This is a genomic window from Streptococcus vestibularis (genome assembly GCF_900636445.1).
In the GTDB taxonomy this organism is placed as follows: domain Bacteria; phylum Bacillota; class Bacilli; order Lactobacillales; family Streptococcaceae; genus Streptococcus; species Streptococcus vestibularis.
Genome location: NZ_LR134275.1, coordinates 1,838,312 through 1,857,465 on the forward strand (window position 1 = coordinate 1,838,312; position 19,154 = coordinate 1,857,465).

Annotated in this window: 25 protein-coding genes, 1 tRNA gene and 3 pseudogenes; 1 reads left to right on the plus strand and 28 read right to left on the minus strand. The window is 39.9% G+C overall.

The features are described from left to right. Positions 1–91: 91 nt before the first annotated feature. The 3 genes and pseudogenes from EL076_RS09245 to EL076_RS09255 all read right to left on the minus strand — a co-directional run. The gene (locus EL076_RS09245) at positions 92–1,987 is read right to left on the minus strand and encodes a M13 family metallopeptidase (protein WP_126430095.1); all 1,896 of its coding nucleotides are present in this window, start codon (positions 1,985–1,987) and stop codon (positions 92–94) included. Positions 1,988–2,068: 81 nt separating this feature from the next. Further along, positions 2,069–3,688, minus strand: a pseudogene (treC, locus tag EL076_RS09250) (alpha,alpha-phosphotrehalase); the annotation flags it as partial. 69 nt (positions 3,689–3,757) lie between these two features. Continuing rightward, positions 3,758–4,750: pseudogene (locus EL076_RS09255) on the minus strand (glucose PTS transporter subunit IIA); the annotation flags it as partial. Between EL076_RS09255 and treR the strand changes: the two are divergent. After that, positions 4,744–5,325: pseudogene (gene treR, locus EL076_RS09260) on the plus strand (trehalose operon repressor); the annotation flags it as partial. The pseudogenes EL076_RS09255 and treR sit on opposite strands and share 7 nt — an antisense overlap. 53 nt (positions 5,326–5,378) lie before the next feature. Here the strand turns inward: treR and EL076_RS09265 are convergent. From EL076_RS09265 to rpsQ, 25 genes are all read right to left on the minus strand, one after another. Further along, positions 5,379–5,939 (minus strand): TIGR01440 family protein, encoded by a 561-nt coding sequence (locus tag EL076_RS09265; RefSeq protein ID WP_126430162.1) that lies wholly within the window; start codon positions 5,937–5,939, stop codon positions 5,379–5,381. A gap of 15 nt (positions 5,940–5,954) precedes the next feature. Further along, complete coding sequence (locus EL076_RS09270) at positions 5,955–6,293, minus strand: hypothetical protein (RefSeq protein ID WP_081448729.1); 339 nt, start codon at positions 6,291–6,293, stop codon at positions 5,955–5,957. A gap of 32 nt (positions 6,294–6,325) precedes the next feature. Beyond that, positions 6,326–6,682, minus strand: a complete 357-nt coding sequence (locus EL076_RS09275; RefSeq protein WP_126430096.1) for a hypothetical protein — start codon at positions 6,680–6,682, stop codon at positions 6,326–6,328. A gap of 165 nt (positions 6,683–6,847) precedes the next feature. After that, positions 6,848–7,729, minus strand: a complete 882-nt coding sequence (locus EL076_RS09280) for a class II fructose-bisphosphate aldolase (protein WP_126430097.1) — start codon at positions 7,727–7,729, stop codon at positions 6,848–6,850. A 145-nt stretch (positions 7,730–7,874) separates the two neighbouring features. Continuing rightward, positions 7,875–7,960, minus strand: a tRNA-Leu gene (locus tag EL076_RS09285). Positions 7,961–8,143: 183 nt separating this feature from the next. After that, the gene (locus EL076_RS09290; protein WP_126430098.1) at positions 8,144–9,439 is read right to left on the minus strand and encodes a gamma-glutamylcysteine synthetase; all 1,296 of its coding nucleotides are present in this window, start codon (positions 9,437–9,439) and stop codon (positions 8,144–8,146) included. Positions 9,440–9,688: 249 nt separating this feature from the next. Further along, entirely contained in the window at positions 9,689–10,075 is a 387-nt protein-coding gene (rplQ, locus tag EL076_RS09295) for a 50S ribosomal protein L17 (protein WP_003091981.1), read from the minus strand. A 17-nt stretch (positions 10,076–10,092) separates the two neighbouring features. Further along, complete coding sequence (locus EL076_RS09300; protein WP_003091894.1) at positions 10,093–11,031, minus strand: DNA-directed RNA polymerase subunit alpha; 939 nt, start codon at positions 11,029–11,031, stop codon at positions 10,093–10,095. Between the two features lie 48 nt (positions 11,032–11,079). Next, the gene (rpsK, locus tag EL076_RS09305; protein ID WP_002887520.1) at positions 11,080–11,463 is read right to left on the minus strand and encodes a 30S ribosomal protein S11; all 384 of its coding nucleotides are present in this window, start codon (positions 11,461–11,463) and stop codon (positions 11,080–11,082) included. A 26-nt stretch (positions 11,464–11,489) separates the two neighbouring features. Continuing rightward, entirely contained in the window at positions 11,490–11,855 is a 366-nt protein-coding gene (gene rpsM, locus EL076_RS09310) for a 30S ribosomal protein S13 (RefSeq protein WP_002885820.1), read from the minus strand. A gap of 17 nt (positions 11,856–11,872) precedes the next feature. Then, positions 11,873–11,989 (minus strand): 50S ribosomal protein L36, encoded by a 117-nt coding sequence (gene rpmJ / locus EL076_RS09315; protein ID WP_000868345.1) that lies wholly within the window; start codon positions 11,987–11,989, stop codon positions 11,873–11,875. A 25-nt stretch (positions 11,990–12,014) separates the two neighbouring features. Next, positions 12,015–12,233, minus strand: coding sequence for a translation initiation factor IF-1 (gene infA / locus EL076_RS09320; RefSeq protein WP_001040189.1), 219 nt, complete (start codon positions 12,231–12,233; stop codon positions 12,015–12,017). A 117-nt stretch (positions 12,234–12,350) separates the two neighbouring features. Then, a complete protein-coding gene (locus tag EL076_RS09325; protein ID WP_003092019.1) occupies positions 12,351–12,989 on the minus strand; it encodes an adenylate kinase in 639 nt (212 codons plus the stop codon). Positions 12,990–13,120: 131 nt separating this feature from the next. Continuing rightward, positions 13,121–14,416, minus strand: a complete 1,296-nt coding sequence (gene secY, locus EL076_RS09330; protein WP_003095834.1) for a preprotein translocase subunit SecY — start codon at positions 14,414–14,416, stop codon at positions 13,121–13,123. Between the two features lie 16 nt (positions 14,417–14,432). After that, entirely contained in the window at positions 14,433–14,873 is a 441-nt protein-coding gene (gene rplO / locus EL076_RS09335) for a 50S ribosomal protein L15 (protein ID WP_002885849.1), read from the minus strand. A 127-nt stretch (positions 14,874–15,000) separates the two neighbouring features. Continuing rightward, the gene (gene rpmD, locus EL076_RS09340) at positions 15,001–15,183 is read right to left on the minus strand and encodes a 50S ribosomal protein L30 (protein WP_002885773.1); all 183 of its coding nucleotides are present in this window, start codon (positions 15,181–15,183) and stop codon (positions 15,001–15,003) included. 14 nt (positions 15,184–15,197) lie between these two features. Beyond that, positions 15,198–15,692, minus strand: coding sequence for a 30S ribosomal protein S5 (gene rpsE / locus EL076_RS09345; protein WP_002885626.1), 495 nt, complete (start codon positions 15,690–15,692; stop codon positions 15,198–15,200). 18 nt (positions 15,693–15,710) lie between these two features. Next, complete coding sequence (gene rplR, locus EL076_RS09350; RefSeq protein ID WP_002885810.1) at positions 15,711–16,067, minus strand: 50S ribosomal protein L18; 357 nt, start codon at positions 16,065–16,067, stop codon at positions 15,711–15,713. An 89-nt stretch (positions 16,068–16,156) separates the two neighbouring features. Next, entirely contained in the window at positions 16,157–16,693 is a 537-nt protein-coding gene (rplF, locus tag EL076_RS09355) for a 50S ribosomal protein L6 (RefSeq protein WP_002887056.1), read from the minus strand. Between the two features lie 126 nt (positions 16,694–16,819). After that, positions 16,820–17,218 carry a 30S ribosomal protein S8 gene (rpsH, locus tag EL076_RS09360; protein WP_126430099.1) on the minus strand — a complete coding sequence of 133 codons (399 nt, stop codon included), beginning with the start codon at positions 17,216–17,218 and terminating at the stop codon, positions 16,820–16,822. Between the two features lie 122 nt (positions 17,219–17,340). Beyond that, positions 17,341–17,526: a type Z 30S ribosomal protein S14 gene (locus EL076_RS09365; RefSeq protein ID WP_001085699.1), complete on the minus strand. Its 186-nt coding sequence runs from the start codon at positions 17,524–17,526 to the stop codon at positions 17,341–17,343. 17 nt (positions 17,527–17,543) lie between these two features. Further along, the gene (rplE, locus tag EL076_RS09370; protein WP_002887058.1) at positions 17,544–18,086 is read right to left on the minus strand and encodes a 50S ribosomal protein L5; all 543 of its coding nucleotides are present in this window, start codon (positions 18,084–18,086) and stop codon (positions 17,544–17,546) included. Between the two features lie 26 nt (positions 18,087–18,112). After that, entirely contained in the window at positions 18,113–18,418 is a 306-nt protein-coding gene (gene rplX, locus EL076_RS09375; protein WP_002885874.1) for a 50S ribosomal protein L24, read from the minus strand. Between the two features lie 80 nt (positions 18,419–18,498). Continuing rightward, positions 18,499–18,867 (minus strand): 50S ribosomal protein L14, encoded by a 369-nt coding sequence (gene rplN / locus EL076_RS09380; protein WP_002885711.1) that lies wholly within the window; start codon positions 18,865–18,867, stop codon positions 18,499–18,501. 24 nt (positions 18,868–18,891) lie between these two features. Continuing rightward, a complete protein-coding gene (rpsQ, locus tag EL076_RS09385; protein WP_002885836.1) occupies positions 18,892–19,152 on the minus strand; it encodes a 30S ribosomal protein S17 in 261 nt (86 codons plus the stop codon). Positions 19,153–19,154 lie beyond the last annotated feature (2 nt).

The window sequence follows — 19,154 nt, forward strand, 5'->3', positions numbered from 1 at the left end:
TCTATTATAGCGTTTTCTACACATTATGTAAACCCTTACATCAATAAAAAATAAAGAAATCCGTCCATTTTTGGACAGATTTCATCACTTTTTACCAAATAATCACGCGATCTTCTGGGGCACGCCACATACCGTCGCCCTCTTTGACATCAAATTCCTTATGAAATTCGTCAAAATTGCTCACGATAACATTGGTACGCCATTTAGCAGGAGCGTGGACATCCACGCTAGCCAACATTTGCATGTATTCTTCACGTGCCTTCATACGCCAAATCGTCGCAAAGTTAACAAAGAATTCTCGAACCGAAAAATCTTCATCACGTTTAGCTGCTTCTAAGGCACAGGCCACACCACCAAGGTCTGCCACGTTCTCAGAAACAGTCAGTTTGCCGTTGACCTTAGCACCGTAAGAGTCCAAACCGTCAAACTGGTCCACAATCTTGTCAGTACGTTCCTTAAAGGCTGCGTAATCTTCTTCAGTCCACCAGTTCTTAAGACTACCGTTTTCGTCGAAGGAAGCACCATTAGTATCAAAGGCATGGGAAATCTCGTGAGCAATAACAGCCCCAATACCACCATAGTTGGCTGATGAGCTTTGTGCAATATCATAGAAAGGTGCTTGCAGGATAGCTGCTGGGAAAACAATTTGGTTCTGCTGCGGATCATAGTAAGCATTAACCATGTGGGCAGGCATATGCCACTCACTTCGATCAACAGGTTGATTCCACTTGCTCCAACTATGTGCAACTGAAATTTCGACTAACTTCTGTGCATTCTCAACAAGTGACAAGTTCTCATCAATAATCTTCTTATCATATGTCTCAGGTAGTTTTTCTGGATAACCGATATGAGGTGTAATGACATTCAGTTTCGTAATAGCCTTTTCACGTGTCTCAGGTGCCAACCAATCCGCTTTTTGAAGGCGTAATTTATAAACATCAATCATGGTTGCTACTTTGGCTTCGACATCTGCTTTTGCTTCTGGTGAGAATTTTTCACCTGCATACCAAAGTCCTAGAGCCTGATTGTAAGGCCCTTGTGCCAAATAGAAGGCAGCCTTTTTCTTTTCCATGGCTTGTGGTGTTCCTGAGAGCGCACGACCATATTTTCCAGCCAAGATACGAAGCTCGTCTGTCAAATAGGCATTCCAAGATGTAGCAGCATCGATAAGTAAGTCCGCCTTAAGCAACTCCCAATTTGCTTCTGAGTAATATTCCGCCGCAAACTCTGTCCAGAAGCGTTCTTCAGGAACGATAATTTTATCAGGGACTTGACCCAAGATTTTTGTGAAGATGTTATCAAGTGGGAGTTCTGGCGCCAGCTTAGTAAAGTCTGCCCAATCATATGGATGGTAGAGTTCTACATACTCGGAAGATTCTTCACTCGAAAGGACATACTTAGCTAACTTAGCATCAAGAGCGATAACCTTGTCCAAGATATCTTTGATTTCTTCAGCTGTGAAGCCATATTTCTCAAGGAGTTCTTCCTGCATCTCACGCCAAATTCCCAAAAGCTCCTTGCCCTTTTCATTATCCTCAGTGTAATAGGTTGTATCAGGTAAAATAATACGTGGCGCTTCAGCCCAAAGAACATTTAATTGGGCATTCATAAAGTCTGGAGACACACCAAACGGGAACGCATTAGGCTTAACAGCCATCTCGTACTCAGCAATTTTCGAAGCAAACTCTGAAAATGACGAGAGTTGCTTGTATTCTTCAATCAAAGGCTTAACAGGCTCGATACCAACTGCCTCACGTTTGTCAAAGTCCGTAGCCATACGGTGAAACTTAATGAAGTTTTGTAGAACAGCATTGTCAGGAACATTCTCTCCTGTCAACCACTGATCAGTTGTTTCAAGCATGAGGTCTTCAATTTCATCTGCTAAATCTGAGAAACCACCTGTACGTGGTTTGTCATCCGGAATCACAGCTGTCTTTTCCCACTCACCATTAATCGCATGGTAAAAATCATCTTGTAAGCGTGTCATTACACTTCCTCCATCAACATTAAAAGTGCTTTCATTATAACAAAATTCCCCAGCAAAAGCATTTGCCGAGGAAAAATTGGCTTATTTAACTAGGATTGCCAAGGTTTGATATGGTTTAAGAACTACCTTTTCAGCAAGCTCCGCATCGTCATAGTTGGACAAGAGCACGCGCCCTGACTTATATTCTGCTGGAATCGCCACTTCGACTTCACTTCCATAGAAATGATTGAGTACCAAGAGTTTTTGACCGTCTAAGTGACGTTCAAAGGCGTAGACCTTCTTGCTATCTTCAAATGCTGGCTGATAGCTTCCTTCTGAAATGATAGCCATTTATTTACGCAAGCGAATCAATTCTTTATAGAATTTAAAGATTGGTCCATTAATCTCATTTTCAACGTTAATGTCTTTGTAAGATTTACCAGCTTTCAACCATGGAGTACCTGTTGAAAAGCCTGCATTCTCAGAAGCATCCCATTGCATTGGCGTACGAGAATTATCACGTGACTTAGCTTGGATAATCTTGAAGGCTTGCTCAGGAGATTTACCTTGGTCCAAGAGCATTTGGTAAGCATTGATGGATTCCACATCTACGTAATCTGCCATGGAATCATAGTCTGGATCAATCATTCCAATCTCTTCACCCATGTAGATGTAAGGTGTTCCACGTGACAAGTGAATGCTAGCGGCTAGCATGGTCGCTCCTTCATTACGGAAGTTCTTGATATCCACAAAACGATTCAAGGCACGAGGTTGGTCGTGGTTATTCCAGAAGAGGGCACTCCATCCACCACGATCGCTCATTTCCTTGCCCCAGGTGTGGTAGAGACGCTTAAGTTCTTCAAAATCAAAGGGAGCAATAGTCCATTTTTGTCCATCTTCATAGTCCACTTTTAAATGGTGGAAGTTAAAGGCCATAGACAACTCGTGACGCTCCGGTGCTGAATAGAGAACACAGTTGTCAATAGTTGTTGAAGACATCTCCCCAACTGTCATAAAACTATCGTCAGAACCAAAGGTCGCTTCATTCATCATGTGAAGATAATCATGCACGATTGGTTTATCCGTATAGGCAGGTTTCCCTTCATTTTTCGGACAATCTACTAAAACCTCGTCCTTACCAATCAAGTTAATCACATCAAAACGAAAACCCTTGACACCTTTGTCTAGCCAGAAGTTGACTACCTTGAACAACTCCTTGCGGACATTAGGATTCCGCCAATTGAGGTCTGCCTGTGTTTCATCAAAGAGGTGAAGATAGTATTTTCCTGTATCTCCAAAAGGAGCCCAGGCAGAACCACCAAATTTAGACAACCAATCAGTTGGTTGATACTGAATGAAGAAGAAATCTTGGTAATACTTGTCACCAGCCAATGCTTTTTGGAACCACTCATGCTCCGTTGAGCAATGGTTAAGCACCATGTCTAGCATGAAGTCAATCTTGTGCTCTTTAGCGACACGAACCATTTCTTCAAAATCAGCCATATCCCCAAAGACAGGGTTGACGGCTGTGTAGTCTGAAATATCGTAACCATTGTCACGTTGTGGGCTTGGATAGAAAGGATTGAGCCAAACCATATCCACGCCCAACTCTGCTAGATAAGGAATCTTTTCAATGATTCCTCTGAAATCACCGATTCCATTTCCTGTAGTGTTATTATATGATTTTGGATAAATTTGGTATACAACCTTTGTTTTATCTAATGCCCTGTAATTTTTCCTCTTTTGTTCTTTATATGAAGAGGTGGAACCGTGACGTCTCCACCCCTTAGCTTATTTTGTTCGATGAGCAATCATGAGAACATCGCCGCGTTTGATATCACGTGGAAGATTCCCTTCAACATCTGCTTGGAAATCATCTTGATTTGTAATGATAACTGGAGTCTCAGTGACCAAACCAGCTTCTTTGATAACATCCATATCAAAGCTAATCAATTGTTGACCAACAACAACTTTATCACCTTGTTTAATATGTGATTCAAAGCCTTTTCCGTCAAGGCTAACCGTATCCATACCAATGTGCATTAGCATTTCAACACCTTCTTCAGAAACGATACCTACTGCGTGCTTAGTTGGGAAGAGTACTGTCACTGTACCATTCACTGGTGAAACCAATTCCCCTTGACTTGGTTCGATGACAACACCTTGTCCCATTACACCTGATGAAAAGACTGGGTCTGTGGCTTGGCTAAGTGGTTTAACTTGGCCAGCAAATGGGCTAACAACCTCTGCTGATTCAGCAAGAGCCGTTGGTTGTACAAAACCTTCTGAAGCTTCTTGTGCGTGCCCATATTCCTCTGTTTTCGTTAAAAATCCAGTTTTGTGGAAGAAGAATGTCAATACCATAGCAACTACAATATCAACAACCATGATAATCGCAAAAATTGCCCAATATTGAGGTTCAATAGAGAGAATAGCTGGAAGACCACCAATACCGATAGAGTTTGCTTGAACACCAAAGACTGTTGAAAGCAATCCTGATAAGGCAGAAGCAGACATTCCTGCTACTAATGGATAGACATACTTAACGTTAACACCAAATAGTGCTGGTTCAGTGACACCAAGATAAGCTGAAATAGTTGCTGGAAGTGAAATCTGTGCTTCACGTTCATCATGACGTTTAATAAAGTAGTAAGCAAATACTGCTGAACCCTGCGCAATATTAGAGAAGGCAATCATTGGCCATAAACCAGTACCACCTGCCGTACGCACCAATTCAAGATCAATAGCATTAGTCATATGGTGAAGACCAGTGATAACGAAAGGCGTTAACCTTACTCGTTGAAGAAGGATTGGTCAAAAAGATTCATGGCTCTGGCTCCCAGGTTATTAACCAAGAACAAATCAACTTTCCTGTGTCTGACCTTACTAGTTACCAAGAACTAATAGAACAACAAGGCCTTAATTCGCAAACCAATGTTATTTCTCTGGATAAAATCATTGTTGATTCAAAACTCTCAGAAAGAACTGGTTTTTCTAATAGCCGACAGGTTTGGCGTGTTGTTCGTCAAAGAGTCGTTGATAGCTGTGCCTCTGTTATAGATATTGATTACCTAGATGCCAGCCTTGTTCCGCAACTAAACCGTAGTATTGCTGAATACTCTATTTACGACTACATTGAGAATCAGCTCAACCTTAGCATTTCCCACGCCTTTAAAGAAATCACTATCGATAATGCTATCGATCAGGATAAGATTCTCATTGACCTAGGTAAGGACCAGCACGTTGTCTGTGTCCGTTCAAAAGTTTATTTAAACAATGGAAAACAGTTCCAATTTACGGAAAGTCGCCACAAACTTGAAAAATTCAAATTTGTCGATTATGCCAAGCGTCATCATTGAAAGAAAGGGCTCTGCTAATAGAAAAAGTATCGGACAAGAATGTCCGATACTTTTTAGTTTTTACGGATAGGATCTGCTAGATACTCTGCACGAGCTCCACCAATTAACTTAGGACGACTAGCCAAAGCAGTCACATGAGCACCACCTAATTCTGGAGTAATAGGACGAAGAGGAACTTGGACCCTCTTCACATGCATACCAATAGAGGTGTCCCCAATATCAATACCAGCCTGAGCGACAATTTCCTCCACCTCAACAGGATCCTTCATGTAGTCGAAAGCAGCCAGCTGACCACTTCCACCAGCGTGCAAGGTCGGAAGAACATTCACAATTTCCAAATCTTTAGCCATGGCAAGCTCACGCTCGACAACCAAAGCACGATTCAAATGTTCACAGCCCTGAACAGCCAAGTAAATCCCTTTAGGTTCCAAAACCTCAAGAATAGTTTTCACAATTCGTTGACCGATTTCGCGGCTAGAGGCTTTGCCGATAGTCCCACCAGCAACCTCACTGGAAGACAGTCCCAAGACAAAGATAGCTCCTCTCCCAATAGCTGAACGTTCAACAATATCTTCTAGCAGAACACGTGTCTTCTCTTCTAAATCTAGCAACATCACAACATCCCTCCTTTAGACAACAGCTGTATTCAGGATTCGCACAATAAGATAGTACAGAATCACAAAAAAGACAAGGAAAAATGCCCCTAATAATAATAACTGCCTACGGCGTTTCTTACTTAGGTCCCAGGAGAAACCAAATCCCATCAAAAAAGGACCAACACTATAACTTAGCATAAACCATAAATCTACACGTGCTATATGCCAAAAAGAAGAAATAAAGGCCGCCAAACCTATTAAGGATAGACTCCAGGAAAAGTCCCAACGATTTGATTTAGCAAAAGCCAAACCTATTAAGAAGCAACCCAAGGCAGGCATGATAATAAATGATAGGGTCATAAAATAAAACATGCCATTATTATAGCATGTTTTACAGTTTCATGTTAGTGGCGGTTAATAACACCATAAGCAATAGTGAATGCAATAGCAGCAATACCTACAACAATTGCCATGATAGCCCAAAAAATAATCATTGCACGGCGTCCCTTGCGATTGTTGAAAGGAAGTCCCCAACCAACCATGATAACACCTATCAATCCAAGCCAGATTTTATAAGTGATAACAATCGCCGAATCAAAATAGGCAAAAGCAACCAAACCTAAACCTAGCAAAGAAATCAAATAAGACCACTTACCCTTCAAAAATGAAGGCAAGGCCCAACCAAATAACACTAAACCTAGTAGAGCAAGAGCTCCACCACCAAAAAATACAGGTACAATATAATTATCAAACATATTCATATTATAGCATATCTTAAAAAGTTAGGAAATAGAATCTATCAACCAAAGCCATATCCACTCTTTAAAATTTATTCACTCTCAATCACAGATTAATTGGCAGATACCAACTATTTATTTTAGTACAAAAAAACAAGATCCAGAAAAGACCTTGTTTTAATAAGCTAATTATGCTTTGTTTGCTGAACCGAATACGTCGATACGTTCTTCAACAGCTTCTGTAATAGCTTCGAAACCTGGTTTCAAGAATTTACGTGGGTCGAAGAGTTTCTTCTTGTCGTATTCTGCTTCATTTGCTTCGTATTCAGCAACAAATTTACGTGTTGCTTTAGCAAATGCGATTTGACATTCAGTGTTAACGTTAACTTTAGCAACACCAAGTTTGATAGCTGCTTGGATTTGATCGTCAGGAATACCTGATCCACCGTGCAATACGATTGGGAAGTTAGGAACAGCTTCTGTCAATTTTTGCAAGTGGTCAAGGTGAAGACCATTCCAGTTTTCTGGGTAAGGACCGTGGATGTTACCGATACCTGCTGCAAGGAAGTCGATACCAGTTGCAACCATAGCTTTAGCATCTTCGATTGGTGCCAATTCACCGTCACCGATGATACCATCTTCTTCACCACCGATTGTACCAACTTCAGCTTCAACTGATACACCGTTAGCATGTGCAAATTCAACAACTTTAGCTGCTTTTTCAAGGTTTTCTTCAACTGGAAGGTGAGATCCATCGAACATAACTGAAGTGTATCCTTCACGAATACATTCCAAAGCATCGTTGTAATGACCGTGGTCAAGGTGAATAGCAACTGGTACAGTGATACCCATTGATTCTACCAAATCTTCGATAAGAGCTTTACACAATTTGTAACCACCCATGTACTTAGCAGCACCCATTGAAGTTTGGATAAGCACTGGAGCTTGTTTAGCTTCTGCTGCACGCAAGATAGCTTGAGTCCACTCAAGGTTGTTTGTGTTAAATCCACCGACTGCGTAACCATTGTCACGAGCTGCTTGGACAAATTTTTCTGCTGAAACGATTGCCATTATAAAGGCCTCCTATATTTTTTTGGGCTTGAACCCGTTTACTTGTTTATTCTATCACAATTAGATTCAAAAAACTAGTTTTTCTACAATTTGTAAGCGTTTTGATTTTTTAATACAAAAAAACCAGTCTCTTGACTGGTTGCTCTGCGGAAAGAGGGACTTGAACCCTCACGACCTAAAGCGGTCACAGGATCCTTAGTCCTGCGCGTCTGCCAATTCCGCCATTTCCGCTAACTACATTAGTCATTATATCAAGTTTGACAATCAGTGTCAATACTTTTTTGAAAGTTTTTTCTTAAAACTATCTCTTGTCTCTTTCGAAACAACTATTATATAGTACCATTTATTGTATGCTATTGTCAATAAGCTTTTTGACTTTTTTTGTTTTTCTGAAACATTATATACTATCTGGAATTAGTCTAAACGATTTTTCAAAGCAGCTAATCGTTCTTGAAGAGGAGCTAAGTAAACCTCTTCTCCAAAGCCACGATTTTTGAGCCCATCCTCTGCACAAGTTAGTAGAGCCTCTGTCAAAGGCAAAATCAATTTGAAATCATCCTTTGAGATTTCCTTTTTCGAAAACAAGCAACGAATTCTAGGATAATCATAGTCAAAAACTTCAAATAAAGATGTGTCTTTTAAAATACTTTCTAGTGTCTCTAAGTTAACTAAAAGACCAAGGTGAAAGGCTGCTGGCGCAAAAGTTGCTGAGAAAGGCTGAGTACAAACACTTCGAAACTCAACAGTTCCCCTAGTCGTTAAATCTTGAAATTGATAAGAACGGTGAGTCTTAAAATCTTCCTCACTTGGCTCAATAGTGACTACTTCGCCATGAATAGAGCGTGCTTTGACAGATGGCGTACTTAGATAGTCTTTAGCACGTATTGGTTCAAAATAGTAGGTTTCGTCACCACGCTTAGCAGTAAAAATGGCTGTCTCAGACAAGTAAGAAAAATAGTCGTCTTCGCTCTTAAACACCTTAGGAAATACCCCTGCATTTTCCTTAAACACACCATGCATGGAATTCTCCCAGAAAACATCACGAGAAAGCGTTAAATCCCAATCAGAACCCCAAAAATCAGAGTTTGCCAATAATACTGCCTTGGGTCCCTCTATTTGATTAAAAGCATTTAAAACTCTTAAATAGGACGTTTTTGAAACATCTAACTGTACCTGACTCCCACAGATGAAAGAACCATATTCTGGATAATCATGAAAGAAAGGATTGTTCTTAGCTTTAGATAGCCCGAGAAAATCCATAAGCATCTCATAACGAGGAGATTTAACAGGTCTGTTGTCATTTTTTGCCCAGTTTGGATTCACTCCCCAACCTTGCAACTCATGATTATCATTCTGAAGATAAGGTTGAATTATACCGAGGTAAGTATCCAAACGTTCCTCAACCTCAGAGATTCTTTCAGCCTTTGCAAAAGCAAACTCAATCGTATTGTAGGAGACTTCAAAAAGAATCATATCTCCAGAAGCTTTATCAATAAGCTGAATAGGATTGTTATCCGAATCATACTTATCAGCTTGAAAATCAAAATTATCCAAGAGATAGGCTAGTAACCGTTTTGTAAGAGAGACATCTGTAGCATTACCACCCAAATTAACAACTGGGTATTCCAACTCAATCCCCACAAATAATTCGGGTTGCTCCTTAATTGGCTCATAATACCTTTGCTTAAGCAGTTCCTTGGCTGTTGTCAAAATAATGTCCCCCTTTTTAAAATAAGCTTATTCCATTATATCAAAATATTCAGACGATTTATAGCCCAAAAAAACGCCTGCTTACGAAAAATAACAGTATTACCTTTCGTAAACAAGCGTTACATGCTTATTTATTCCCATTTTTATGATGAGTGTTCCCGCTAGGCGTATGCCTAGCGGTAGACCAGAGCTAGACTAAGAAAAGCTAAGCTATTCCATCATCATAACACTCAACAAAATTGATAAAAATTAAACAAGTTCGATGATTGCCATTGGGGCAGCATCGCCACGACGTGGTTCTGTTTTAAGGATACGAGTGTATCCACCGTTACGTTCAGCATAACGAGGTGCGATTTCTGAGAAAAGTTTTTGAAGAGCAGTTGTTGATGTATATTTATCAGTTGCTTCATCATAGTTTTCAGATGCAATTTCGTTACGTACAAATGCAGCTGCTTGACGACGTGCGTGCAAATCACCACGTTTACCAAGAGTGATCATTTTTTCAACTGTTTTACGGATTTCTTTAGCACGTGCTTCAGTTGTAACGATTGCTTCGTTAATGATAAGATCTGTTGTCAAATCACGAAGAACCGCTTTACGTTGTGAGCTTGTGCGTCCAAGTTTACGGTAAGCCATGTTATCCTCCTATATTATTATTTATCGTTTTTGAGTCCAAGTCCAAGATCAGCCAACTTAACTTTGACTTCTTCAAGAGATTTACGACCTAGGTTACGGACTTTCATCATTTCAGGCTCAGTTTTTTCTGTCAAATCATGAACGGTATTAATACCAGCACGTTTCAAACAGTTATATGAGCGTACAGACAAATCAAGTTCTTCGATGGTACGGTCAAGCACCTTTTCATCGTTCACTTTTTCAGTTTCTTTCATTACATCAGTAGCTTTAGCAACATCAGTAAGGTCAGTAAACAAGTTCAAGTGTTCAATCAAAACGCGAGCCGAGAGACCGAGGGCATCTTCAGGGATGATTGTTCCGTTTGTCATGATTTCGATTGTCAATTTATCAAAACCATCGTTGCTACCTACACGAGCAGGTTCAACTTGATAATTGACTTTTTTCACTGGTGTGTAGATTGAATCTACAGCCAATGTTCCCACTGGTGCATCATCTTTCTTGTTTTCATCTGCTGGAACATAACCACGGTTTGTAGCTACTGTCATAGTCGCTTTTAAAGAAGCTCCTTCAGAGATAGTGAAAAGATAATGATCAGGGTTAACAATTTCAATGTCGCTATCAGTCAAGATATCTCCAGCAGTAACTTCAGCTGGACCTTGGACATCAAGTTCGATTGTTTTTTCGTCTTCGACGTAAGATTTTACAGCAAGTCCTTTAATATTAAGAATAATTTGCATCACGTCTTCACGTACGCCTGGTACGGTATCAAATTCGTGGAGTACTCCATCAATCTTAATTGATGTTACGGCAGCACCTGGAAGTGATGACAAAAGTACACGACGAAGAGAGTTACCCAAAGTTGTACCATAACCACGTTCTAATGGTTCGATGACAAATTTGCCGTAATCTTTATTTTCATCAATTTTTGTTATTATTGGTTTTTCAAACTCAATCATTTATTATACTCCCTCGAAACGAATCTTGTGTACTATTGTTATTAAAAATTACACACGACGACGTTTTGGAGGACGAGCACCATTATGTGGTACAGGAGTTACATCACGGATTGCTGTTACTTCTAGACCAGCAGCAGCAAGAGCACGGATAGCAGACTCACGACCTGAACCAGGACCCTTAACAGTTACTTCAACTGTCTTAAGACCGTGTTCTTGTGCAGATTTAGCAGCAGCTTCAGAAGCCATTTGAGCAGCAAATGGTGTAGATTTACGAGAACCTTTGAAACCAAGAGCACCAGCTGATGACCAAGCTACAGCATTACCATGCACATCTGTAATCATAACAATAGTGTTATTGAAAGTAGCGTGAATGTGAGCAATACCAGATTCGATATTCTTTTTCACACGACGTTTACGTGTTGGTTTAGCCAATGTTTTTACCTCCTATTTTATTTTAATTATTTTTTCTTACCTGCAATCGCAACAGCTTTACCTTTACGAGTGCGGGCATTGTTTTTAGTGTTTTGACCACGGACAGGAAGTCCACGACGGTGACGGATACCACGGTATGAACCGATTTCCATCAAACGTTTGATGTTAAGGTTAACTTCACGACGAAGGTCACCTTCAACTTTGATTGCATCCACTTCGCGACGGATAGCGTCTTCTTGATCATTTGTCAAATCTTTAACGCGGATGTCTTCAGAAACGCCTGCAGCAGCCAAGATTTTCTTAGATGTTGCAAGTCCGATACCGTATACGTAAGTAAGTGAAATTACTACACGTTTATCGTTTGGAATGTCAACTCCAGCAATACGAGCCATGATTTCTCCTTTCTATATTATCCTTGACGTTGTTTGTGTTTTGGATTTGTTGGACAAATTACCATAACACGACCGTTACGACGAATAACTTTACAGTATTCGCAAATTGGTTTAACCGATGGTCTTACCTTCATGTTTTAATCCCTCCAATTATTTCGATTATTTAAAGCGGTATGTGATACGTCCACGTGTCAAATCATAAGGACTCATTTCAACAGTCACACGGTCACCGACCAAAATACGAATGTAGTTTTTACGGATTTTACCAGAAACTGTCGCCAAAATTTGGTGTCCATTTTCCAATTCAACAGTAAACATAGCATTAGGCATAGTTTCGACAACTTTACCTTCAATTTCAATCACGTCTTCTTTTGCCACGCAAAAGTACCCCCTAAAATTTCGATTTGATTTCCTCTAAGCACAGAGGTAACAATTATAAGCCAGACTAAAGTATTATAACATGCTTAAGTCTGATACGCAAGTAAGATTATATAATTATTTAATTGCTGCAATCGCTTTTTTAACATCAGCAAATACATCATCGATATCTTGGTTACCTTGAATATCTGATACAAGACCAAGCTCACGATAATGTGCAATAATTGGCTCACCTTGAGCAATGTTTACGTCAAGACGACGTTTAACAGTTTCAGGTTTATCATCTTCACGTTGGTAATAGTCTTCTTCCTTGTAGTCAGCTGGTGGGTTGAATACTTTATGGTAAGTTTCACCTGTTTCGCGGTGAATAATACGACCACTCAAGCGTTCAAGAAGGCAAGATGGATCCACTTCGATATTGATTACTCCATCAAGCTCCAAACCAAGATCAACCAAGATTTGATCCAAGGAATGAGCTTGTTCGATTGTGCGAGGAAAACCATCCAATAGGAATCCTTTTTCCTTAATGTCGTCTTGAGCCAAACGCTCTTTAACGATTCCGTTTGTTACTTCATCTGGTACCAATTCACCTTTATCGATGAATGACTTGGCCAAAGTTCCCATTTCTGTTTGGTTAGCCATAGCAGCACGGAACATATCACCAGTTGAGATGTGAGCTACACCAAATTCTTCAACAATTTTTGCAGCTTGAGTCCCTTTACCAGCACCTGGTAGACCCATAATTAAAAGATTCATCTTACGAACTCCTTATTTTTGTTTTCAAATAACTCTATCAAGGTTTTAACACATTGGTAGAGTTATCAAAAAACAAAAGAGAAGGGACAGAAAGTAACCTTTCTTTCCCTCTCAATTGTTCATGAGAAGACTTAGTCTTCAAGATTCATAAATCCAACGTACTGACGTTTCAATAGGTAACCTTCAAGTTGCTTCATACCTTCGATACCAGTTGAAATCAAGATCAAGAGAGATGTACCACCAAGCGCGATTGAGCTTGTAAGGTGCATAAACTGTTGAGCCGCAATAGGAGCCAATGAAATAAACGCGAGAAATACAGCTCCGATTGTTGCCAATCTCTTAAGCAATGAAGACATGTACTTTTCAGTCTCACGACCTGGACGAACGCTAGGAATGTAAGACCCATTCTTTTGAAGATTTTCAGCAGTTTTTTCAGGATTTACTTGGACAAATGTGTAGAAGAATGAAAACAAGATAATCAATATCGCGTAAGTAAGCATTCCACTAGGTGTATTATACGAGAGTAGTCCTTGTAAGTTTGATAACCATGTAACCTTAGAGAAGAATGGAAGAATAGTACTAGGAATTGTTGTAATCGAGCTAGCAAAGATAACGGGAATAACACCAGCCGGATTAACTTTCAATGGAAGGTAAGAACTCGTTGGAGCCCCTTGAACCAATTTAGTATATTGAATTGGAATTTGATATTCTGCCTGTTGAACAAATGTCGTAAAGAAGACAATCGCCAAACCTACCACAATTAGCAAAACTACTATGATATATGAACGAGTCAATTCTCCTGAACGAACGTTGACAAAGAAATCCTCGTAAATTGTTGAGAACATTTTTGGAATAGAAGCAATGATCCCTGAAAAAATAATCATTGACACACCATTACCAAAACCTTTATCTGTGATTTGTTCACCCAGCCATGTCACAATTATGCTACCAGCAGTTAGGATTGTCCCAATCAATAGGTAGGTTGAAACATTTGGTGTTTTAACCAATGAAATTGATGAGAGAGTATTAAAACTTGCTGTAATACCAATCGATTGAACAAAGGCTAAAACAAGAGTGATGTAGCGAGTCGCTTGGTTCAATTTACGACGACCAACTTCCCCTTGTTTGCCCCACTCCACAAATTTTGGATAGATATCCATCTGCAAAAGTTGGACAATGATTGATGCTGTAATGTAAGGACTAACCCCCATCGAGAAGATAGAGAAGTTATTCATGGCATTACCAGACACCAAGTTAAGCATGTTCAAGAAAGGTAAATCACTTAATTGTTTCAAACTTTCCGCATTGATACCAGGAACTGTTACATGAGTCCCTACACGAAAAACGAAAATAATGAAGATTGTAAATAAAATCTTATTACGAACGTTTTTGACCTTCAATGCGTCTTTTAATAGTTTAAAGAACATAATGAGTTACCCCTCATTAGATGACTTCGATTGAACCACCTTTAGCAGTGATAGCTGCTTCAGCAGATTTTGAGAATTTAGCTGCTTTAACAGTCAATTTCTTAGTCAATTCGCCGTTACCAAGAACTTTAACGCCTGATTTTTCAGCACGAACGATTCCAGCTTCTTTAAGAACTGCTGGAGTTACTTCTGTACCATCTTCAAAGACGTTCAATTGATCAAGGTTTACAAGTGCGTATTCTTTAGCGTTGATGTTAGTGAATCCACGTTTTGGAAGACGACGGAACAATGGAGTTTGTCCACCTTCAAATCCTGGACGTACACCACCACCGCTACGAGCTTTTTGACCTTTTTGACCACGGCCTGAAGTTTTACCGTTACCAGATGAAGTACCACGACCTACACGGTTACGGACTTTACGAGAACCTTCAGCAGGTTTCAATTCATGAAGTTTCATTATTATTTTCTCCTCTTTTTGTAAAATGCTAGCGCCTCTAACCAAGTAAGGTAGCTTAATTAGAAACTCGCCTATACATGAAATTCAGTTTAAGTCGCAAGGGAACCCTCACGACTTAAATCAATTTTTATTTAACGTCTTCTACAGTTACCAAGTGAGATACTGCGTTGACCATACCACGGATAGCAGCGTTGTCTTCTTTAACAACTGAGCTATTCAATTTACCAAGTCCAAGAGCAACAACTGTTTTACGTTGTTCTGGTTTGCGTCCGATTGGAGACTTAGTCAAAGTAATTTTAATTTGAGCCATTGTTATCTCCTTTCTTATGCCAAGTCAGATACTGAGATGCCACGAAGAGCCGCAACTTCTTCAGCACGTTTAAGTTGTTTCAATCCTTCAACAGTCGCACGAACGATGTTGATTGGAGTGTTTGAACCGAGTGATTTAGATGTTACATCAGCAACACCAGCCAATTCGATGACGGCACGAACTGCACCACCAGCGGCAACCCCAGCCCCTTCAACAGCTGGTTTCAACAATACTTTCGCTCCACCAAATTCTGAACGAACTTCGTGAGGAATAGTTGTACCAACCATAGGAACTTCGATAAGGTTTTTCTTAGCTGCTTCAACTGCTTTACGGATAGCTTCTGGAACCTCTTGAGATTTACCAGTACCAAATCCTACGCGACCATTACGGTCACCAACAACAACAAGAGCAGCAAAACGCATGTTGCGTCCACCTTTTACAACTTTAGTAACACGGTTGATAGCAACTACGCGTTCTTCAAGTTCTACTGCATTATCTTTAAATGCCATTATTAAGTGTCCTCCCTATTAGAATTTCAATCCGTTTTCACGAGCTGAGTCAGCCAAAGCTTTAACACGTCCGTGATAGAGATATCCACCGCGGTCAAACACCACTTCAGAAATACCTTTAGCTACTGCGCGTTCAGCAACAAGTTTACCGACAACAACGGCTTGTTCTGTTTTAGTTCCTTTAGAAACTTCTTTATCAAGAGTTGATGCACTTGCGAGCGTTACACCCGCTACGTCATCAATAACTTGAGCGTAGATGCCTGTATTAGAACGGAAAATGTTCAAACGTGGGCGATCAGCAGTTCCAGAGAGTTTTCCGCGAACGCGACGGTGGCGTTTTTGGCGGAGTTTATTTTTATCTGGTTTCGAAATCACAATTTTCACCTCTTAATTATAATGCTTGCTCATGAGAGCTTTTGGTAAGTAGGCAATCCAAAAAGAATAGCCACAAGGATGAAATCCTATTATTTACCAGTTTTACCTTCTTTACGACGTACGTATTCACCAACGTAACGGATACCTTTACCTTTGTAAGGTTCTGGTGAACGAAGGCTACGGATGTAAGCTGCTGTTTGACCAACAACTTCTTTGTTGATACCGCTAACAACAATTGAAGTTGCAGATGGTACTTCAAAAGTAATACCTTCTGGAGCTTCAACTTCGTCTTGGTGAGATTTACCAACTGAAAGAACAAGTTTTGTTCCTTGGAGTTGCGCACGATATCCGACACCGCGCATTTCAAGTTCTTTTTTGAAACCTTCTGAAACACCAACAACCATGTTGTTCAAGTTTGCACGTGAAGTACCGTGGATTGTTTTGTTTTCTTTTGAGTCGTTTGGACGGTGAAGTGTAACTTCATTGCCTTCAACTTTGATTTCAATGTTTTTGTTAAACTCACGAGTGAGTTCGCCTTTAGGTCCTTTAACAGTAACAACATTATCGTTGTTTGTTACTTCAACACCAGCAGGCAAAGTAATAACTTTATTACCAATACGTGACATAGTATTTAATTCTCCTGTTAGATTATCAAGCCACAAAGTGACTAGTTTTCACGGGGATGAGTTTCAGCGAATATAATCAATGAAACTCGCACAAATCATTTGAGATAAGTACTTAGTACCAGCTTCTTACCAAACGTAAGCGATAACTTCTCCACCAACGTTCTTTTGACGAGCTTCTTTATCAGTCAAAAGACCTTCTGAAGTAGAGATGATCGCGATTCCAAGGCCGTTAAGAACTTTAGGAACATCTTCACGTTTAGAGTAAACACGAAGACCTGGTTTAGAAATACGTTTCAAGTTAGTGATAACACGTTCACCGTTTTGTCCGTATTTCAAGAATACGCGGATGATACCTTGTTTGTCATCTTCGATAACGTCAACATTTTTTACGAAACCTTCACGTTTAAGAATTTCAGCGATACCTTTTTTAATGTTTGATGCAGGTACTTCAAGCACTTCGTGTTTAGCTTGGTTAGCGTTACGAATACGTGTCAAGAAATCTGCAATTGGGTCAGTCATAACCATTTTATATTTTCTCCTCTTACTAGTAGTTTGAATAATTCACTTGCTAGTTAATGATTGAGCTAGGCTCAGATTGTGTTAAATACATTCAAATTAGGTGGAACTAACTTAAATGTACCATGTTTTTACCAAGAAGCTTTGGTAACACCTGGAATTTGACCTTTGTAAGCCAATTCACGGAAGCAAACACGGCAAAGTTTAAATTTGCGATAAACTGAGTGTGGACGTCCACAACGTTCGCAACGAGTGTAAGCTTGCGTAGAGAACTTCGCAGGGCGTTTGTTCTTAGCAATCATTGATTTTTTAGCCAATTTATTTACCTCCTAGATTATTTTGCAAAAGGCATTCCAAGGCCTTTAAGCAATTCACGACCTTCTTCGTCAGTGTTAGCAGTAGTTACGATAACGATATCCATACCACGTACTTTATCAACATCGTCGAAGTTGATTTCTGGGAAGATAAGTTGTTCTTTAACACCAAGTGTGTAGTTACCACGTCCATCAAATGATTTAGTTGGAACACCATGGAAGTCACGAACACGTGGAAGTGATACTGATACCAATTTATCCAAGAATTCGTACATGCGTTCACCACGAAGGGTAACTTTAGCACCGATCGCTACACCTTCACGAAGACGGAAGCCAGCGATTGATTTCTTAGCTTTAGTAATCAATGGTTTTTGACCTGAAATAAGTGCCAACTCAGCAGCAGCTTTTTCAAGAGTTTTAGCGTTGTTTACAGCTTCACCAACACCCATATTGATAACGATTTTATCAACTTTTGGCACAGCCATAACTGAAGAATAATTGAATTTTTCAGTCAAAGCTGGAATTACTTCGTTAGTGTATTTTTCTTTAAGACGGTTAGCCATTTAATACTTTCTCCTTTCCTTCGTGATTAGTCAAGCACTTCGCCTGATTTTTTGTTGTAACGAACTTTTTTGCCGTCAACAACTTTGTAACCTACACGTCCAGCTACACCGTTCTTGTCAAGAACTTGAACGTTTGAAGCGTGGATTGGTGCTTCTTTTTCCACGATAGCACCTTGAGGGTTTTCAGCTGATGGTTTTTGGTGTTTTTTGATGATTGCAACACCTTCAACAACAACTTTGTTTACTTTTGGAAGAGCTTTAAGAACTACTGCTTCAGTTCCTTTGTCTTTACCAGCAATAACGCGAACTTTATCGCCTTTTTTTACAAACATTTGAGTATTTCTCCTATTATTTCTTACGCCTCAATGGGCACCCTGAATATATCAGGGGACTAAGTTTGTGTTAATTCAGATTAAAGTACTTCTGGCGCCAAAGATACGATACGCATGTATCCACCTTCACGCAATTCACGTGCAACAGGGCCAAAGATACGAGTTCCACGAGGAGTTTTGTCATCGCGGATGATTACTGCAGCATTGTCATCAAACTTGATGTATGAACCGTCTGGACGGCGAGCACCAGTTTTTGTACGAACGATAACAGCTTTAACAACATCACCTTTTTTAACAGCTCCACCTGGTGTAGCTTGTTTAACAGTTGCAACGATAACGTCGCCGATGTTAGCGAATTTACGTCCTGAACCACCAAGAACTTTGATAGTCAAGATTTCACGAGCACCGCTATTATCAGCAACTTTTAAGCGACTTTCTTGTTGAATCATTTCAATTGTCTCCTTTTAGTTTTATTAGATAATAACAGCTTCTTCCACAACTTCTACAAGACGGAAGCGTTTTGTAGCTGAAAGTGGGCGAGTTTCCATGATACGAACGATATCGCCTTCTTTAGCAACGTTGTTTTCATCATGTGCTTTGTATTTTTTAGAATAGTTGATACGTTTACCATAGACTGGGTGGTTACGTTTAGTTTCAACTACAACTGTGATTGTTTTATCCATCTTGTCAGATACTACGCGTCCAACAAGGGTTTTACGTTGATTACGTTCCATTA

Bases quoted from the DNA above. Each gene is read 5' to 3' on its own strand.
- EL076_RS09245 (WP_126430095.1), bottom strand. From the start codon at position 1,987: ATGACACGCTTACAAGATGATTTTTACCATGCGATTAATGGTGAGTGG.
- EL076_RS09265 (WP_126430162.1), bottom strand. From the start codon at position 5,939: ATGTTGCTAGATTTAGAAGAGAAGACACGTGTTCTGCTAGAAGATATT.
- EL076_RS09270 (WP_081448729.1), bottom strand. From the start codon at position 6,293: ATGTTTTATTTTATGACCCTATCATTTATTATCATGCCTGCCTTGGGT.
- EL076_RS09275 (WP_126430096.1), bottom strand. From the start codon at position 6,682: ATGAATATGTTTGATAATTATATTGTACCTGTATTTTTTGGTGGTGGA.
- EL076_RS09280 (WP_126430097.1), bottom strand. From the start codon at position 7,729: ATGGCAATCGTTTCAGCAGAAAAATTTGTCCAAGCAGCTCGTGACAAT.
- rplQ (WP_003091981.1), bottom strand. From the start codon at position 10,075: ATGGCTTACCGTAAACTTGGACGCACAAGCTCACAACGTAAAGCGGTT.
- EL076_RS09300 (WP_003091894.1), bottom strand. From the start codon at position 11,031: ATGATTGAGTTTGAAAAACCAATAATAACAAAAATTGATGAAAATAAA.
- rpsM (WP_002885820.1), bottom strand. From the start codon at position 11,855: ATGGCTCGTATTGCTGGAGTTGACATTCCAAACGATAAACGTGTAGTA.
- rpmJ (WP_000868345.1), bottom strand. From the start codon at position 11,989: ATGAAGGTAAGACCATCGGTTAAACCAATTTGCGAATACTGTAAAGTT.
- EL076_RS09325 (WP_003092019.1), bottom strand. From the start codon at position 12,989: ATGAATCTTTTAATTATGGGTCTACCAGGTGCTGGTAAAGGGACTCAA.
- secY (WP_003095834.1), bottom strand. From the start codon at position 14,416: ATGTTCTTTAAACTATTAAAAGACGCATTGAAGGTCAAAAACGTTCGT.
- rplO (WP_002885849.1), bottom strand. From the start codon at position 14,873: ATGAAACTTCATGAATTGAAACCTGCTGAAGGTTCTCGTAAAGTCCGT.
- rpmD (WP_002885773.1), bottom strand. From the start codon at position 15,183: ATGGCTCAAATTAAAATTACTTTGACTAAGTCTCCAATCGGACGCAAA.
- rpsE (WP_002885626.1), bottom strand. From the start codon at position 15,692: ATGGCATTTAAAGATAATGCAGTAGAACTTGAAGAACGCGTAGTTGCT.
- rplF (WP_002887056.1), bottom strand. From the start codon at position 16,693: ATGTCACGTATTGGTAATAAAGTTATTACTTTGCCTGCTGGTGTTGAA.
- rpsH (WP_126430099.1), bottom strand. From the start codon at position 17,218: ATGGTTATGACTGACCCAATTGCAGATTTCTTGACACGTATTCGTAAC.
- rplE (WP_002887058.1), bottom strand. From the start codon at position 18,086: ATGGCTAACCGTCTTAAAGAAAAATACACTAACGAAGTAATTCCAGCT.
- rplX (WP_002885874.1), bottom strand. From the start codon at position 18,418: ATGTTTGTAAAAAAAGGCGATAAAGTTCGCGTTATTGCTGGTAAAGAC.
- rplN (WP_002885711.1), bottom strand. From the start codon at position 18,867: ATGATTCAACAAGAAAGTCGCTTAAAAGTTGCTGATAATAGCGGTGCT.
- rpsQ (WP_002885836.1), bottom strand. From the start codon at position 19,152: ATGGAACGTAATCAACGTAAAACCCTTGTTGGACGCGTAGTATCTGAC.